This is a genomic window from Pseudideonella sakaiensis (assembly GCF_048320135.1).
Taxonomy (GTDB): domain Bacteria; phylum Pseudomonadota; class Gammaproteobacteria; order Burkholderiales; family Burkholderiaceae_C; genus Ideonella_A; species Ideonella_A sakaiensis_A.
Genome location: NZ_CP182947.1, coordinates 2,746,117 through 2,761,971, shown reverse-complemented (window position 1 = coordinate 2,761,971; position 15,855 = coordinate 2,746,117). Strand labels below are relative to the sequence as shown.

The 15,855-nt window shown below is 68.7% G+C and carries 14 protein-coding genes; 8 read left to right on the top strand and 6 right to left on the bottom strand.

Annotated features, from left to right (window positions below):
* Positions 1-25 precede the first annotated feature (25 nt).
* Together ACNH6H_RS12495 and ACNH6H_RS12490 are read right to left on the bottom strand one after the other, a co-directional pair.
* The gene (locus ACNH6H_RS12495; protein ID WP_418318079.1) at positions 26-1,627 is read right to left on the bottom strand and encodes a sensor histidine kinase; all 1,602 of its coding nucleotides are present in this window, start codon (positions 1,625-1,627) and stop codon (positions 26-28) included.
* Positions 1,624-2,334, bottom strand: coding sequence for a response regulator transcription factor (locus ACNH6H_RS12490; protein WP_418318078.1), 711 nt, complete (start codon positions 2,332-2,334; stop codon positions 1,624-1,626). Before ACNH6H_RS12490 ends, ACNH6H_RS12495 begins: the two co-directional genes overlap by 4 nt.
* Before the next feature lie 141 nt (positions 2,335-2,475).
* Between ACNH6H_RS12490 and ACNH6H_RS12485 the strand changes: the two genes are divergently transcribed.
* Together ACNH6H_RS12485 and ACNH6H_RS12480 are read left to right on the top strand one after the other, a co-directional pair.
* Entirely contained in the window at positions 2,476-3,078 is a 603-nt protein-coding gene (locus tag ACNH6H_RS12485) for a sigma-70 family RNA polymerase sigma factor (protein WP_418318077.1), read from the top strand.
* A 57-nt stretch (positions 3,079-3,135) separates the two neighbouring features.
* Entirely contained in the window at positions 3,136-4,083 is a 948-nt protein-coding gene (locus ACNH6H_RS12480) for a 2-hydroxyacid dehydrogenase (protein ID WP_418318076.1), read from the top strand.
* Positions 4,084-4,086: 3 nt separating this feature from the next.
* On the opposite strand, the gene ACNH6H_RS12475 is transcribed toward ACNH6H_RS12480, so the two are convergent.
* Positions 4,087-4,482, bottom strand: coding sequence for a RidA family protein (locus ACNH6H_RS12475; protein WP_418318075.1), 396 nt, complete (start codon positions 4,480-4,482; stop codon positions 4,087-4,089).
* Positions 4,483-4,564: 82 nt separating this feature from the next.
* On the opposite strand from ACNH6H_RS12475, the gene ACNH6H_RS12470 reads away from it, so the two are divergent.
* From ACNH6H_RS12470 to ACNH6H_RS12450, 5 genes are all read left to right on the top strand, one after another.
* Complete coding sequence (locus ACNH6H_RS12470; RefSeq protein ID WP_418318073.1) at positions 4,565-4,945, top strand: thioredoxin domain-containing protein; 381 nt, start codon at positions 4,565-4,567, stop codon at positions 4,943-4,945.
* A gap of 105 nt (positions 4,946-5,050) precedes the next feature.
* Entirely contained in the window at positions 5,051-6,199 is a 1,149-nt protein-coding gene (locus tag ACNH6H_RS12465; protein WP_418318072.1) for a sensor histidine kinase, read from the top strand.
* Complete coding sequence (locus ACNH6H_RS12460) at positions 6,196-7,371, top strand: histidine kinase (protein WP_418318070.1); 1,176 nt, start codon at positions 6,196-6,198, stop codon at positions 7,369-7,371. The genes ACNH6H_RS12465 and ACNH6H_RS12460 overlap by 4 nt, the downstream gene beginning before the upstream one ends.
* Entirely contained in the window at positions 7,368-8,123 is a 756-nt protein-coding gene (locus tag ACNH6H_RS12455) for a LytR/AlgR family response regulator transcription factor (RefSeq protein ID WP_418318068.1), read from the top strand. The genes ACNH6H_RS12460 and ACNH6H_RS12455 overlap by 4 nt, the downstream gene beginning before the upstream one ends.
* Positions 8,124-8,217: 94 nt before the next feature.
* Positions 8,218-11,592: a S41 family peptidase gene (locus ACNH6H_RS12450; RefSeq protein WP_418318066.1), complete on the top strand. Its 3,375-nt coding sequence runs from the start codon at positions 8,218-8,220 to the stop codon at positions 11,590-11,592.
* Between the two features lie 230 nt (positions 11,593-11,822).
* On the opposite strand, the gene ACNH6H_RS12445 is transcribed toward ACNH6H_RS12450, so the two are convergent.
* Genes ACNH6H_RS12445 through ACNH6H_RS12435 form a run of 3 tightly spaced genes read right to left on the bottom strand, consistent with a single transcriptional unit; the run spans position 11,823 to position 15,027 of the window.
* Positions 11,823-13,508 (bottom strand): GMC family oxidoreductase, encoded by a 1,686-nt coding sequence (locus ACNH6H_RS12445; RefSeq protein WP_418318064.1) that lies wholly within the window; start codon positions 13,506-13,508, stop codon positions 11,823-11,825.
* 32 nt (positions 13,509-13,540) lie between these two features.
* Positions 13,541-14,182: a MarC family protein gene (locus ACNH6H_RS12440; protein ID WP_418318063.1), complete on the bottom strand. Its 642-nt coding sequence runs from the start codon at positions 14,180-14,182 to the stop codon at positions 13,541-13,543.
* A 17-nt stretch (positions 14,183-14,199) separates the two neighbouring features.
* Positions 14,200-15,027, bottom strand: coding sequence for a helical backbone metal receptor (locus tag ACNH6H_RS12435; RefSeq protein ID WP_418318061.1), 828 nt, complete (start codon positions 15,025-15,027; stop codon positions 14,200-14,202).
* A gap of 294 nt (positions 15,028-15,321) precedes the next feature.
* Between ACNH6H_RS12435 and ACNH6H_RS12430 the strand changes: the two genes are divergently transcribed.
* Positions 15,322-15,828, top strand: a complete 507-nt coding sequence (locus tag ACNH6H_RS12430) for an RNA recognition motif domain-containing protein (protein ID WP_418318059.1) — start codon at positions 15,322-15,324, stop codon at positions 15,826-15,828.
* Positions 15,829-15,855: the final 27 nt, after the last annotated feature.

Here is a 15,855-nt window from a genome sequence, read left to right as displayed (position 1 = left end):
GGGGTTTCCCTGCGCGTGGCGGCGCTCATCCATAGCTCGCGCGCGGCAGCCGGATGCCGATTTCGGTGCCGCGGCCGGGCTCGCTGTTGATCGTCAGCTCGCCGCGGTGCAACTCGACGATGCGCCGGACGATCGCCAGGCCGAGGCCCTTGCCACCTTCGCCGGTCGACGGCGCAACCGATTGCCGGCTTTGGTAGAAGCGGTCGAACAGGTGCGGCAGATCGGCCGCGGCGATGCCCGGCCCGGTGTCCTTCACGGTGACGACGACCTGCCCGGCCTGGCTGTCGACGGCGGCCCGCAATTCGATCGTCGCGCCGGCGGGACTGAACTTCAGCGCGTTGTCGACCAGATTCGCGACCGCGCGCTCGAACAGCTCGATGTCGACCGACGCCGTCGGCCGCGGCGCGGCGTCGTCGGCCGGCCCGGTCGACAGCGAGACATTCTGCCGTTCGGCCCGCTCGGCAAAACGCAGGCAGATGTCGTCGACCAGTTCACCGAGATCGACCGGCTCGGCCGACAGCTTGAACTCCGGCTCGTCGAGTTGTGCCAGTTCGCCGAGCGAACGCACCAGCTTCGCGGTATTGCGCGTATTGCGCAGCGCGACCTCGAGCAGCCTGCGTTCTTCCTCGTCGTGGCGGTTCTGCGCGGCCGGATGGTTCCAGCGCGCTTCGAGCGTCTCCAGGCAGGCGACGGTCGCCGTCAGCGGTGAACGCAGGTCGTGCGACAGGTTGCTGACGCCTTCGCGGCGAAAGTGGTCGAGGCGGCGCAGCGCATCCCACTGCGTGCGCAGCGTCGCCAGCATCGTGTGAAAGCCATGCCGCAGGCGCGCAAATTCGTCACCCCCCGCGGGCTCCGGCGGCGGCTCGGTCTGCGCCACCTGCGCCAGCGTCGGCGGCAACGCCGCCCCTTCGGCCGAGGTCAGACCGTCGCGTGTCACCGCCGCCGCCTCGGCGCTCAGCTCGCGCAGCGGGCGGGTCACCGTCGCGACGATCCACGCCGCCAGCAGCGTCGCCAATGCCACCACCGCGGCAACCGCGGCAATCGCCGGGCCGACCAGCGCCGAGCGGAATACCGACGCGCGGCCCGGCGGCAGCGGCGGCTTGTGACAGACCATGTACAGATAACCGGCCACCGGACCGCCGGGCCGGATCTGGTTGCGCTGCAGCGGTTGCGCGGCGATCACCGCCTTCGCATCCAGCTTCTGCGGATCGTCGCCCTTCACGTACGGCATGCCGGACATCGGCAGCCGGCGGCCGCTGCGCCGGGCGTCGAAGACCTCGATCGCTTCCTTGACCGGCGCGAGCGAGATCCGGTAGCCGTCGGGCAGCGGCGTGCGTGCGGTGCTGACCAGCACCTTGCCGTCGTTGTCGAGCAGGTAGAGGTGGCTGTTCGGTTCGAGCAGCACCAGGTTGCGCAAGAAGACTTCGAAATCCTCCGGCTGGCGTTCGTGCAGCTCGAAGATGTTGTCGTACAGGCCGACCAGCCGGTCGAGGAAGAAGCCGGCCCGCTCGAAGGTCGCCTCGTCCTCGAAGCGCTGGAAGGCATAGGCCACCGTCGAGATCACGCCGATCGCGGTGATCAGCCCGGTGATGAATATCGTCAGCGCGATCTTGAACCTGACGGTCAAGCCGGCTCCTCACGCATCTTGTAGCCGGCACCGCGCACCGTCAGGATCAGTTCGGGCCGCATCGGATCGGCCTCGAGCTTGCCGCGCAGCCGGTTGATGTGCGTCGTCACGGTATGTTCGTAGCCGTCGTGCGAATAACCCCAGACCGCATGCAGCAGCTGGTTGCGCGAGAACACATGGCCGGGGTGTTGCGCAAAATGCAGCAGCAGGTCGAATTCGCGGGCGGTGAAGTCGATGGTTTCGCCGCGCACCCGGACCAGCCGCTTGACCGGCAGGATCTCGAGTTCGCCATTGCGCAACACCGCGCCGGAGTTGCTGTTCGATTGCGCCGCACGCAGCAGGTCGGCGCGGCGCAGCAGCGCCTTCACGCGGGCCAGCAGTTCGGCCAGCGAAAACGGCTTCGTCAGGTAGTCGTCGGCGCCGAGCTCGAGCCCGAGCACGCGGTCGAGTTCGGTCGATTTCGCGGTCAGCATCAGGATCGGCGTGCTGCGGCCACGCGCGCGCAGCGCCTTGCAGACTTCCAGCCCGTCCATGCCCGGCATCATCAGGTCGAGGATCAGCAGGTCGCTTTCCTGCTCCTTCTGGCTATCCAGCGCCGCGACGCCGTCGGCAACCGCGTCGACGTGGTAGCCGGCATTGCGCAGGTTCATCACCAGCAGATCGCGGATATCGGTCTGGTCCTCGGCGACGAGCAGGTTGGCTGACATGCCGCAATTGTCGGCCCGGAAGCGGCATTTCTTACGTCGATGTGATCTTCCTGTGAGGTTTGGCGACGCTGGCGGGAGGTCGGCGGCGCAGAGTGAGGGTATCGAGACAGGCCACGCGCCGTCACCGCACCAGGAGCCCAGATGACCACCGTCCAGCACGCCACCGCCACCCGCCAGCCGTTCCCACCCGCGCTCGCACTGGCACTGACGAACGAGCCGCTGGCCGCCGCGCCGGCAGCCACCGAAGGCAGCCCGGTGTCGTGGCAGGAGGTGATCTCGCACCGCAGCTACATGGTCCGTTTCGCCCAGCGCAAGCTGCGCGACCCGATGCTCGCCGAGGACGTCGTCCACGATGTCTTCGAGGCGGTGTTGTCCGGCCGCGCAAGTTTTGCCGGCAAGTCGGCGCTGCGCTCGTGGCTGACGGCGATCCTGAAGCACAAGATCATCGACCTGGTCCGCCAGCGCGCCCATTACGACGGCTTCGATGCCGTCGACGACGACGGTGAACGCGGCGCACAGCAGATCGAGTGCCCGCAGCCGCGGCCCGACGAGGTCTTCGAGCAACGCGAGGCGCTGCGCAATACGCTGGCCCGCATCGAGGCCTTGCCGGCAACGCTGCGCGAGGTCGTGCAGCTGCGCGTGCTGCTCGATCAGCCGACCGAGCAGGTCTGCGCGTCGCTTTCGATCAGCGAAGACAACCTGTTCGTCCGCCTGCACCGCGCGCGCCGGCAGCTCGCCAGCTGAGCAAACGGCAGCCTGGCGCGATACTGCGGGGATGTGCCATCCCCGCCGCATCCGCCGATGAAACCGTTGCTGCTGTGCCTGATCCCGCTCGGCAAACGCCGCCCCATCATCGAGCAGGCCTGTGAGGAATTCGGCCTCGAGCTGCTGATTGCCGACTCGCGCCCGGCTCGGACCGCAGCGGTTGCCGAACATGCGGCACGCGTCAGGGTCGTCGCCAGCAACGGCACGACCGGCCTCGACGAAGCCGAGATCGCCGCGATGCCGGCGCTCGGCCTGATCATCGCGTTCGGCGTCGGCTACGAGCGGATCGCGATCGACGCGGCACGCCAGCGCGGCATCGCCGTCGCCAACGGCGCCGGCAGCAATGCCGCCTGCGTCGCCGACCATGCGCTGGCGCTGCTGCTCGGCGTGATCCGCGGCCTGCGTCCGCTCGACAGCGCCTGCCGCGCCGGCGTCTGGCGCGACAGCCTGCCGCTTTATCCGCAACTCGCCGGCAAACGCGTCGGCATCGTCGGTTTCGGCAATGTCGGCAGCAGGATCGCGCAACGCGTCGCCGCTTTCGACGCCGAAGTCGGCTACCACAGCCGGACCCGCCGCGACACCGTGCCCTGGCCGTATTTCGCCGATGCGGCATCGCTCGCCGAATGGAGCGACCACCTGGTGATCGCGACGCCGGGCGGCGCCGAGACCCACCACCTGATCGACGCAAAGGTATTGAACGGGCTCGGCAAACGCGGCTGCGTCGTCAATGTCGCGCGGGGCAGCGTCGTCGACACCGCCGCGCTGGCCGCGGCGCTGCACGAGGGCCGGCTGGCCGGCGCCGGCCTCGACGTCTATGAAAGCGAGCCGGAGCCGCCGCGTGAACTGTTCGACGTGCCGAACCTGCTGCTGACGCCGCATGTCGGCGGCAATTCGCCGGAGGCGATCACCGCCGGAATCGAACTGCTGGGCGCCAACCTGCGCCGGCACATGCGCGGCGAACCATTGCTGACGCCGGTGGCCTGATGTTCACGCTTGGTCCGGCGCGGCAAGCCGTGCGGTGACCTCGATCTCGATGCGCATCCGCGGGTCCGACAGGCCGGCAACCAGCATCGTCGCAGCCGGCCGGATCTCGCCGAACCAGCGGCGCAGCACCGGCCAGCACAATGGAAAATCCTCGCGCCGCGGCAGCAGGTAGCGGATCCTGACGATGTCGCTCATCGCCGCGCCGGCCTGCTGCAGCGCCTGCTCGATGTTCAGCAGGCATTGCTCGGTCTGCTCGAGCAGGTCGTCGGAAATCGTCATTCGCGCATAGTCGAAACCGGTGGTGCCCGACACGAATACCCAGTCGCCGTCGACGACGGCCCGCGAATAGCCGATGTCGTGCTCGAAGCTGGAGCCGGAGGAAATCAGGCGGCGTGTCATCAACGGTCCTTTCGTCGCGCGGTCCCGCGTGCAGCGGGCAGAATCAATGGGTGTTCACGCCGCCATTGTCTCGCTCCAGTCCATGAATCCGCCACCCTCCGCGGCGCCGACCGCGCCGTTGCTCGTCGCCTGCCTGTGTGCGCGCTGGTGCGGGTTGTGCGGCGAATACCGCGCAACATTCGATGCAGCAAAGGCCGCGCATGCCGGGCGCGCCGAGTTTTTCTGGGTCGACATCGAGGACGACGAGGAGCTGCTCGGCCCGGTCGACGTCGATGATTTCCCGACGCTGCTGGTTGCTGATCGGGATGGGCCGGTGTTTTATGGTCCGCTGACGCCGCAGCCGGCGAAACTGACGCGGCTGCTGCAGAGCGCACTCGCCGGCGACCTGCGGCCGCTGGCCGACAACGACATCATTGCGCTGACCGAGCGGCTGCGCGCGACGGGCAGCGCCGCTGCCGGCTGAGCAGCGAGCCGCTTCCATCGCCCGACGGCCGCGGTCGTCGCGCCAGCGCCGGCTTCGTCGCATCGCCATTGCGGCGGCGGCTCCGACATTTCACAATCCGGCGGGATGAGTCCGGCCAATTCATACGCCCACTGCCCGCTGCGTCCCGCCGGCGATGTCGGCGCGTGGGCAACGTTCCGGATGCTGGTCAATTCGCGCACCGTCGCGATCGTGTTCTATCTGGCGCTGGCCTTCGTCGTGACGCGGTTTGCGATGGTCGTCCACCTGAACCCGATCGACGTCGTGTTGTGGAACAGCGTCGTCTATTTGCGGCAGACGCTGATCAGCGCGTTTTCGGTGCTGCTGGCGATTGCACTGACCGAGGCGGTGCTGAGCGGCGTGACGCTGCCGACGGTCGCGGCGATTGCGCTGCGCGGCATCACCGTCGCCGCGGCGGCGGTGGGTGGCGCGTTGCTGCGGCTGATCGTCTACAGCGGCAGCATCCGCTTCGATCACCACTGGTTCCTGCCGACGGTCGGCATCTGGTTCGTCAACGGCTGCTTCGGTTATGCGCTGTTCTGGTTTGCGCGCCGCGAACTGCGCTCGCGCCGCCAGCTGGCGCAGGCGACGCAGGAGCGCGAGCGGCTCGCCGCGCGCGGCCTCGAGGCGCGGCTGTCGGCGCTGCAGGCGCAGATCGAGCCGCATTTCCTGTTCAACACGCTGGCCCATGTGCAGCGGCTGCACGAAACCGAGCCGGGTCGCGGCCGCGAGATGCTGCGCAGCCTGATCGACTATCTGCGCGCGGCGCTGCCGACGATGCGCCAAAGCGGCTCGACGCTGCGCCGCGAGCTCGAGCTGGCGCGCTCCTTCCTGACCATCCTGCAATTGCGGATGGGCCCGCGGCTGGCCTTCGACATCGATGCCGACCCGGCCTTGCTCGACGCCGCGGTGCCGCCGATGGTGCTGCCGACGCTGGTCGAAAATGCCGTCAAGCACGGGCTCGCGCCGTTGCCGCAGGGCGGCCGGATCGACATCCGCGCCCGAGCCACCGACGACGGCCGGCTGGCGATCGAGGTCGCCGATACCGGCCGAGGCTTCACCGCCGCCGCCGGCAGCGGTGTCGGGCTGTCGAATACGCGCAGCCGGCTCGCCGCGCTGTTCGGTGACCGGGCCAGCCTCGAATTGCGCACCGGCGCGGCCGCCGGCATCGTCGCCAGCCTGGTATTGCCGCTGCAGCAGCAAGGCCCGGCTGACGCGATTGGAGTGGCCGCATGAGCGCCGTCCTGTCGTCGCTCGAGCGCCACGGCCAGGCGCTCGGTGCCGAGCCGCTGCGCCACCTGTGGCAGTCGTGGCGTTCGCTGCGGGCGGCCGAACTGGGTCTGTTCGTGCTGCTCGGCTGCGTGCTCGGCGGCATGAACCTGCTGGCACTCGATGACCCGACGCTGGTGCAGCGCAGCCGCGCGCTGGTGGTCAGCGAGATGATGATGCCGATGCTGTTCTGGCTGCTGCTGCTGGCGACCTGGCTGCCGGCCGATCGCAGCGCGCCGGCGTCGCCGCACCGGGTGCGGCGGCTCGTCACCGCGGTGCTGCTGGCGACGGTGCTTGCCGCACTGCTCGGGCCGCTGCTGCTGAAGTTTTTTGGCCTGTCGTCGGTGATGGAAGCCGCCTACGCGCACAAGGGCAAGGCGCCACCGAGCTGGCTCGCGATGTTTGTCGCGAACAGCGTCTCGGCGCTGCTGCCGGCAGCGCTGGTGATCCCGGTGCTCGAGATGGCCGGGCGGCATCGGCGCAGCGAGGCCGCCGTTGCGGTCGCGCTCGAGGAACAGGCCCGGCTCGCCCGCACGACGCTCGAATCGCGGCTGGCCGCGATGCAGGCGCAGGTCGAGCCGCAGTTCCTGTTCGATGTGCTGGTCGATATCGAGCGCCTCTACGATGCGCCGGCCGGCGCCGGCGGCGACCGTGTCGCTGCCCATGCGCAGATGGACCGGCTGATCACCTACCTGCGGGTGGCCTTGCCGAAGCTGCGCGAAGCCGGTTCGACGCTTGGCGCCGAAATCGACCTGCTGTGCTCCTACCTCGATCTGGTGCAGGCGATGCATGATGGCGAGCCGCGGTTCGTCGCCGAGCTGGCGCCGGCGTTGCGCCGCGCAACCTTCCATCCGATGTTGCTGCTGCCGCTGGTGCAGCGTGCGGTACGCTCCGGGCATGCGATGCCGAGCCGGATCGAGTTGCAGGCGGAAATGGCCGGCAACTCGCTGCGGCTGGTGCTGACCTTCGCGTCACCGGGCCTGTGCGAGGGCGACGACGAGCTGCAGCGGCTGCGCGAGCGGCTCCAGGTGTTGTACGACGGCCGCGCATCGCTGATCTGCGAGGATCTGCCTGCCAGCGATGCGGGCTCCGACATGCCGCCGCGGCTGTCGCGTTTCACGATGGACCTGCCGGCATGAAACAGGCCACCGCGCTGATCGCCGAGGACGAGACGACGCTGCGCCAGCAGCTGGTCGAGCAGCTCGCACAGCTGTGGCCCGAGCTGCAGATCGTCGGCGAGGCCGAAAACGGCATCCAGGCGCTGCGCCTGCTCGACGAACGGCGGCCCGACGTCGTGTTTCTCGACATCGAGATGCCCGGCGCGACCGGCCTCGAAGTCGCCCGGCAGGCCAGTGGCCGCAGCCACGTCGTCTTCGTCACCGCCTACGACCAGCATGCGGTCGCCGCCTTCGAGCAGGGGGCGATCGACTATGTGCTGAAGCCGGTGTCGGCGGCGCGGCTCTTCACCGCGATCGGCCGGGTGCGCGAGCGGCTCGGCTCCAGCCAGCCGCCGGCGCGGCTCGACGGGCTGCTCAACGGCAGTGCGGGAATCGCGGCGCAGCGCAACCCGCTGCGCTGGATCAATGCCTCGATCGGCCAGACGATGAAGCTGATCACCGTCGACGAGGTCTGCTATTTCCAGGCCGACAACAAATATACGCGCGTCGTCACCCGCGACGGCGAGGCCTTGATCCGCAAATCGCTGAAGGAGCTGCTCGAGGAGCTCGACCCCGAGCAGTTCTGGCAGATCCATCGCAGCACGGTGATCAATGCGACAGCGGTCGCCGGCATCAGCCGCGATTTCCGCGGCCACCTGGTCGTCAAGCTGAAGGAGCGCAGCGAAACGCTGCAGGTCTCAGACAGCTACAGCCACCGGTTCCGGCAGATGTGATCGACTCCGGCAGCGGTAGACAGTATCCTCGTCCGGCTGCGGCCCCGGCCAGCGCAGCGGCAAGGGCACCGTTTTCCGTCGTACGAGGAGCGTCATGTCGAATCCCGCCTACCTTCGCCACCCCAGCCTGCATGGCGACAAGCTGGTATTTGTCAGCGACGACGACCTCTGGCTGGCCAGCGTCGATGGCGGCCCTGCACTGCGCCTGACCTCCGGGCTGTCGGAGCCGACAACGCCGTGTTTTTCGCCGGACGGCGCGGCCATCGCCTATGTCAGCCGCGACGAGCACCATCCCGAAGTGCATCTGATGACGGTCGATGGCGGCCAGTCGCGGCGGCTGACCTGGCTCGGCCCGGACGTGATGGTGCGCGGCTGGACGCCGAAAGGCCACATCGTCTTCGTCAGCACCCACGGCCAGCCGTTTTTCCGCAACTACCGTGCCTATACGCTGGATCCGGCCGGTGGCTTGCCGAAGCTGCTCGAGCTCGGCCAGGTCAACCACCTCTCGTACGACCGCGAGCACCCGCGGCGGCGGCTGCTGATCGGCCGCAATACCGCCGATCCGGCGCGCTGGAAACGTTACCGCGGCGGCACCGCCGGCCACCTGTGGGTCGACGAACTCGGCAACGGCCATTTCCGCCGCCTCGACCTGGCCGGCAACATCACCAGCCCGATGTGGCTCGGCGAGCGGATCTGGTACCTGTCCGATGCGCAAGGCATCGGCAACCTCTATTCGTGCCGGCCCGACGGCGACGATGTGCAGCGCCACACCGACCACGGCGACTTCTACGCCCGCCATGCGCAGACCGACGGCAAGCGCATCGTCTATCAATCTGCCGGCGCCTTGTGGCTGTTCGACCCGGCCGACGACAGCACGCGCAGGATAGCGCTCGAGCTGCCCGGCAACCGCTGCCAGAACGCGCGCCGCTTCGTCAGCGCCGCCGACAACCTCGGCGGCGTCGCGCTGCATCCGCAGGGCCACAGCCTCGCGCTCGACGTGCGCGGCAAGCTGTTCACGATGGCCTTGTGGGAAGGCGCGGTGCGCCAGCTCGGTCCGGCCGACGGCGCGCGGCTGCGCCTCGGCCAGTGGCTGGCCGACGGCCGCACGCTGGTCGTCGTCAGCGACGCCAGCGGCGAGGAGCAGCTGGAAATCCGCATCGATGGCGAAACCCATCCGCTGCCCGGCGATTTCGGCCGCATCACCAACCTGCAGGCGGCGCCTGTCGGGCGCCGCATCGCGCTGGCGAACCACCGCAACGAGTTGTGGCTGGTCGACCTCGACAAGAAACCCGACAGCCACCGCGACGGTGCGGTCTTCAGCCGCATCGACCACAGCCCGGCCGGCCGCTGCGAAGACCTCGCGTGGTCGCCCGACGGCGCCTGGCTGGCCTATTCGATCGCAACCAGCCTGCGGCACCGGGCGATCAAGCTGCACAGCCTGGCCGACGGCCGGCAGACGCTGCTGACGCAGCCAGAATTCCGCGACAGCGCACCGACATTCGACCCGGCCGGGCGCTACCTCTATTTCCTGTCGGTGCGCACCTATGACCCGGTCTACGACGCGGTGCATTTCGACCTCAGTTTTCCGCGCGCAGTCCGCCCCTATCTGATCGCATTGCAGGCAGGCGGCCCGCCGCCGTTCGACCCGTCGCCGAAAGGCATGCGCGAAGCGCCACCGGAAGTGCCGGCCCCGGCCGCCAGCAGCGCGCCGGCTGCGAAGACGGCCGGTGGCAAGGCGCAACCGGCGAAGGCCGCGGCCAATGGCGCTCTGCCGCCGATCGAGCTCGACGGCATTGCCGACCGCATTGCCGCCTTCCCGGTGCCCGAAGACCGTTATGGCCAGATCGCCGGCGTCCATGGCGGCAAGGTGATCTGGACCGTGCTGCCGATCGTCGGCGCGCATGGCCGCGGCGGCCACAGCGAAGAAACCGGCCGAATCGAGTTGTTCGATTTCGCCACTGCGCAGGCCGAGACCATCGTCGAGAAGGCCGACGGCTTCACGCTCGCCGACGACCACCAGACGCTGCTGGTGCGTTGCGGCAAGAAGCTGCGCGTGATCGCCGCCGACCGCAAACCCGAGCCGCCGCCGGCCGGCAGCGACAAGCCGTCGCGCAAGAGCGGCTGGATCGACCTGGAGCGGATCCGCGCGTCGTTGCAGCCGCGTGCCGAGCGGGCGCAGATGCTGCGCGAGGTGTGGCGGCTGCAGCGCGACAATTTCTGGACCGAAGACCTGTCCGGCGTCGACTGGGACGGTGTCTGGGACCAGTATTCGCCGCTGCTCGAACAGGTCAATACGCGCGCCGAGCTGTCGGATCTGATCTGGGAAATGCAGGGCGAACTCGGCACCTCGCATGCCTATGAATACGGAGGCGACCACCGCAAGCCGCCGGCGGTCGGCCTCGGCCAGCTGGCCGCGCAGTGGAAGTGGGCGAACGGTGCGCCGGCCAATGGCAACGGCAACGGCAATGGGGATGGCGACGCGGCCAAGGGCAACGGCAAGGCGACGCCGCTGCCGCCGGGCTACGAGATCACCGCGATCGTTCGCGGCGATACCTGGGACGAGGCGGCCGACTCGCCGCTGAATGCAATCGGCGTCGAGGCCAAGGTCGGCCAGCGCATCGTCGCCGTCAACGGCCTGCCGGTCACCGAACAATTGCCGCCGCAGGCGCTGCTGGTGCACCAGGCCGGCTGCCGCGTCTCGCTGACGCTGGCCGGCAACGCGGCCGACGGCAGCGTCTGGCGCCGTGACGTGGTTGCGAAGGCGCTGAGCGACGAGGTGCCGGCGCTGTACCGCGAGTGGGTCGAGGCGCGGCGGCGCTGGGTCCATGCCGAATCGAACGGCCGCGTCGGCTACCTGCACCTGCCCGACATGATGTCGGCCGGTTATGCCGAATTCCACCGCTACTTCCTGACCGAATGCGACAACCAGGGGCTGATCGTCGACCTGCGATACAACCGCGGCGGCCATGTCTCGTCGCTGCTGCTCGAGAAGGTGGCGCGGCGGCGCATCGGCTACGACCAGTCGCGGTGGGGGCTGGTGTCGCCGTATCCGGAGGAATCGATCGGCGGTCCGGTCGTCGCGCTGGCCAATGAACATTCCGGCTCCGACGGCGACATCTTCTCGCACGGCTTCAAGCTGATGAAACTCGGCCCGCTGGTCGGCACCCGCACCTGGGGCGGCGTGATCGGCATCCACCCGCGGCATGCGCTGGTCGACGGCACCGAGACGACGCAGCCGGAATTTGCGTTCTGGTTCAGCGATGTCGGCTGGGGTGTCGAGAACCACGGCACCGACCCGGACATCCCGGTCGACAACGCGCCACAGGATGCCGCCGCCGGCCGCGACGTGCAGCTGCAGACCGCATTGACCGAATGCCTGCGCCTGATCGACGCCGCACCGGCGCCGCCGACCGACCTCGGACCGCGGCCGCGGCTGACCAGGGCACCGTTGCCGGCGCGCAGGCCTTGAGCTTTGATGCCTGATTCTGGAAGGGCTGGACTGGGTTGGGGTGCTGGAGCGCTGGGGATTTTGTAGGAGGGGCTTCAGCCCCGATTGCCACTGCCCGAATCGGGGCTGAAGCCCCTCCTACGCACGATTTCCACCAGCCCGAGTCGGGGCTGAAGCCCCTCCTACGCGCGATTTTCCGCAGCCCGGATCGGGGCTGAAGCCCCTCCTACAACTTCTGGCACCACCACGCATCAAGCCTTGCCCGCATCCTCCACGATCCACTGCGCCGCGCGCTCGGCGATCATCAGCGTCGGCGAGTTGGTATTGCCGCTGGTGATCGTCGGCATCACGCTGGCGTCGGCGATGCGCAGGCGCCGCACGCCGTGCACCTTCAGCCGCGCATCGACGACCGCCATCGGGTCGGCCTTCGGGCCCATCTTCGCGGTGCCCACCGGATGAAAAATCGTCGTGCCGATATCGCCGGCGAGTTTGGCCAGGTCGTCGTCCGATTCGTATTCGACGCCGGGCTTGACCTCCTTCGGCGCATACGGCTGCAGCGCCGGCTGCGCGACGATCTGCCGCGTCACCCGCAATGACTGCGCAGCCACCAGCCGGTCGGCCTGCGTCTGCAGGTAGTTCGGCGCGATGCTCGGCGCCTGGTCGAGTTCGGTCGAGCGGATCCGCACCGCGCCGCGGCTGGTCGGGTTCAGGTTGCACACGCTCGCGGTGAAGGCGTCGTAGCGGTGCAGCGGCTGGCCGAAGGCGTCGAGCGACAGCGGCTGCACGTGGTACTGCAGGTTCGGATGCGCCAGCGTCGGATGGCTGCGCGTGAAGGCGCCGAGCTGCGACGGCGCCATGCTCATCGGCCCGCTGCGCGACATCAGGTATTCGAGGCCGATCTGCGCCTTGCCCCACAGGCTGTTGGCGATCGTATTCAGCGTGCGCACGCCGCTGACCGCATAGACCGCACGGATCTGCAGGTGGTCCTGCAGGTTTTCGCCGACGCCGGGCAGTTCGTGGCGCGGCGTGACGCCGAGCGGCTGCAGCAGCGATGCTGCGCCGATGCCGGAGCGCTGCAACAGCATCGGGGTGCCGATCGCGCCGGTTGCCAGCACGACCTCGCGGCGTGCCGTCAGGCGCAGCGGCGCACCACCGCGCGGCGAGATGATCTCGACGCCGCTGACGACCGGCTCACCACCGTCAGCCACGTTTTCGTCGAACAGCAACCGCACCACCTGCGCATTGGTCCAGACGCGCAGATTCGGCCGCCGCTGCACCGGCCGCAAAAATGCCTTGGTCGCATTCCAGCGGATGCCGGCTTTCTGGTTGACGTGGAAATAGCCAACGCCATGGTTGTCGCCGCGGTTGAAATCCTCGCTGTGCGGCAGCCCATGCTGGCGCGCGGCCTCGGCAAAGGCGTCGAGGATGTCCCATTTCAGCCGCTGCCGCTCGACCCGCCATTCGCCGCCGCGCGGGCGATTCGCCGGCAGCGCACTGGCCGCGGCATGGAACTCGTCGGCACCCTTGTAGAAATCCTCGTGGGCAAGAAAGGCCGGCAGGCACTCGGCCCAGCTCCAGCCCGGATTCGGGCCATGGCCGTCGCCGGCGCCCCAGCCGTCGTAGTCGCGCGCCTGGCCGCGCATGTAGATCATGCCGTTGATGCTCGAGCAGCCGCCGAGCAGCTTGCCGCGCGGATAGATCAGCGAGCGGCCGTTCAGCCCCGGGTCGGCATCGGTCTTGTAGAGCCAGTCGGTGCGCGGATTGCCGATGCAGTACAGATAACCAACCGGCACATGCACCCACAGGTAGGCGTCGGTGCCGCCGGCCTCGAGCAGCAGCACCCGCTTGCCCGGGTCGGCGCTGAGCCGGTTGGCGAGCAGGCAGCCGGCGGTGCCGGCGCCGCAGACGATGTAGTCGAAGGTGGTTTCGTCGTCCATGTCGGGCAGATTGTCGGTCGACCCAGGGCCGTTCAACCGCCGATCGTCGAGGCCAGGATCGGAAACAGCTTGACCAGGCCGCCGGCCAGCAGCTCGACCGCCACCGCCGCGAGGATCAGCCCCATCAGCCGGGTCGTGATGTTGATGCCGGTGATGCCGAGCACACGCGAGATCCGCCCCGACGCGGAAAACACGATCCATGTGACGAGCGCGACGACGACGCCATAACCGACCAGCACGCCCTGTTCCCACCAGTGGGTCGTCTTGTCGGCGTAGATCACCATCGTCGAGATCGTTGCCGGGCCGGTCAGCAGAGGGATCGTCAGCGGCACGACGGCGACGCTGGCGCCGGCATTGGCCTTGCTGTTGCCTTCGCGGACATCCTCGGGCCGGGTTTCCGCCGGCTGCGCATTCAGCATCTGGATGCCGGAAATCAGCAGCAGGATGCCGCCGCCGACCTGAAACGACGCCAGCGAGATGCCGAAGAATTCGATGATCTTCAGCCCGGCCAGCGCGCTGACGCCGATCACGACGAAGGCGCTGAAGGCGGCGACCCGCGCGGTGCGCCGGCGCTCCTCGCCGCGCATGCTTTGCGTGAAGTGGATGAAAAACGGCACCACGCCGATCGGGTTGACGATCGCGAGCAACGTGACGAAGGGTTTGAAGATGTCCATGGGGTCGGGTGACGGGCTCAGTCGCCAGCAGCGGCGCTGCCGCCGTCTTCCGCAGCCATCTGCCGCAGCAGCCGCAAGCCGTCGAGTGTGCGCGGACCGTACCAGCTCAGCGCCTCGCCGTCGACCAGTTCGACCCGCGCATTCGGGCACAACGCGGCGGCCTCGGCGAGGTGCTGCTCGCCGAAGGCATACGGTTCGGAACTGAGCAGCACGCGGTCGACGTCGAACAGCCACGGCTCGTCGCCGGCGAGCGTCGGGTAACGCGCGGCGCCGCTCGGGCCGCCGTCGACGGCCGGCAGCGTCTGCCAGCCGATCCGCGCCAGCATCCGCGCGATGTAGGTGTCGCGCGCAACCGTCATCCACGGCTCGCGCCAGATCAGGTACAGCACGCGTTTGCGGCATTCGCCGAGAGTGGACGCGGTCGCGGCGAGTTCGGCCTGCAGATCGTGCTGCAGTGCAGCGGCGCGCTGCCGCAGCTGTTCGGCGGTGGCCGCCGGCAGGCCCGGCCAGGCTGCAAATTCGGCAAGCAGTTGTCCGACCAGCCCGATCACGTCTTCCGGCCCCTGCGGGTGCGTGACGACGATCCGCGGCCGTTCGGCAGCCGGCCAGGATTCGATCTCGCGGATCGTCTCGAGGCGGTTTTCATCGACATTGACGAGCAGGTGGCTCGCCGACAGCTCGCGCAGCCGCTCGAGCAGGACATCCTTGGTGCCGCCGAGCTTGGTGATTACCCGTACCCGGGCGGCCGGGTGGATGCAGAAACCGGTGCGGCCGACGACGTGGTCGCCGAGCCCGAGCGCAAACAGCAGTTCGGTCAGGCTGGGCACCAGGCTGGCGATTCTCAACGGGGGCAGATCGTTTTTCGGCATGTACTGGCAGCGCCCCGGACGGATGACCCGGCGACGCCGAGCGGCGGCTGCAAGGCGTGATTCCGCGTCGGCTTGATCATACCCAGCCCCACAACAAGGCACTTTCCCAACACTTTCGCTTGCGAAGGCGCGAGAAGCCTTTGCACGCAGCGCAAAAATGAATTGATAATGGAAATTCGTGTATGGAGTCCGCGCCTTCGCTTGAATGGGTCAGGATGGGTCAAAGCTCCGCATGGGTAACTGAGTCATCAGGAATGAAAGGCGCTCTCGATGGGCAATAAACTTTATGTCGGCAACCTCGCCTACAGCGTTCGCGACGACAGTCTGCAGCAGGCGTTTGCACCGTTCGGTACCGTGACCTCCGCAAAGGTCATGATGGACCGCGAAACCGGCCGCTCGAAGGGCTTCGGCTTTGTCGAGATGGGCTCCGATGCCGAGGCCCAATCGGCGATCAATGGCATGAACGGCCAGCTCGTCGACGGCCGCGCAATCGTCGTCAACGAGGCCCGTCCTCGTGAGGACCGGCCGGGTGGCTTCGGTGGCGGCGGCGGCGGTGGCCGTGGCGGCTACGGTGGTGGCGGCGGCGGATATGGCGGCGGCGGCGGTGGCCGCTCCGGTGGCGGTGGTGGCGGCGGCTACGGTGGCGGCGGCGGCGGCTTCGGCGGCGGCGGTCGTTCCGGCGGCGGCGGCGGTTATGGCAGCGGTGGCGGCGGTCGCTCCGGCGGCGGTGGCGGCGGCGGTTATGGCGGCGGCGGCGGTGGTCGCGGCGGTTACTGACCAGCGTTGACGTGTTGCGGACGGCCT

Coding starts and splice junctions, on each gene's coding strand:
- ACNH6H_RS12445 (WP_418318064.1), bottom strand. CDS start 13,508: ATGGACGACGAAACCACCTTCGACTACATCGTCTGCGGCGCCGGCACC.
- ACNH6H_RS12440 (WP_418318063.1), bottom strand. CDS start 14,182: ATGGACATCTTCAAACCCTTCGTCACGTTGCTCGCGATCGTCAACCCG.
- ACNH6H_RS12470 (WP_418318073.1), top strand. CDS start 4,565: ATGAATCCGCCACCCTCCGCGGCGCCGACCGCGCCGTTGCTCGTCGCC.
- ACNH6H_RS12490 (WP_418318078.1), bottom strand. CDS start 2,334: ATGTCAGCCAACCTGCTCGTCGCCGAGGACCAGACCGATATCCGCGAT.
- ACNH6H_RS12485 (WP_418318077.1), top strand. CDS start 2,476: ATGACCACCGTCCAGCACGCCACCGCCACCCGCCAGCCGTTCCCACCC.
- ACNH6H_RS12430 (WP_418318059.1), top strand. CDS start 15,322: ATGGGCAATAAACTTTATGTCGGCAACCTCGCCTACAGCGTTCGCGAC.
- ACNH6H_RS12450 (WP_418318066.1), top strand. CDS start 8,218: ATGTCGAATCCCGCCTACCTTCGCCACCCCAGCCTGCATGGCGACAAG.
- ACNH6H_RS12460 (WP_418318070.1), top strand. CDS start 6,196: ATGAGCGCCGTCCTGTCGTCGCTCGAGCGCCACGGCCAGGCGCTCGGT.
- ACNH6H_RS12475 (WP_418318075.1), bottom strand. CDS start 4,482: ATGACACGCCGCCTGATTTCCTCCGGCTCCAGCTTCGAGCACGACATC.
- ACNH6H_RS12480 (WP_418318076.1), top strand. CDS start 3,136: ATGAAACCGTTGCTGCTGTGCCTGATCCCGCTCGGCAAACGCCGCCCC.
- ACNH6H_RS12455 (WP_418318068.1), top strand. CDS start 7,368: ATGAAACAGGCCACCGCGCTGATCGCCGAGGACGAGACGACGCTGCGC.
- ACNH6H_RS12465 (WP_418318072.1), top strand. CDS start 5,051: ATGAGTCCGGCCAATTCATACGCCCACTGCCCGCTGCGTCCCGCCGGC.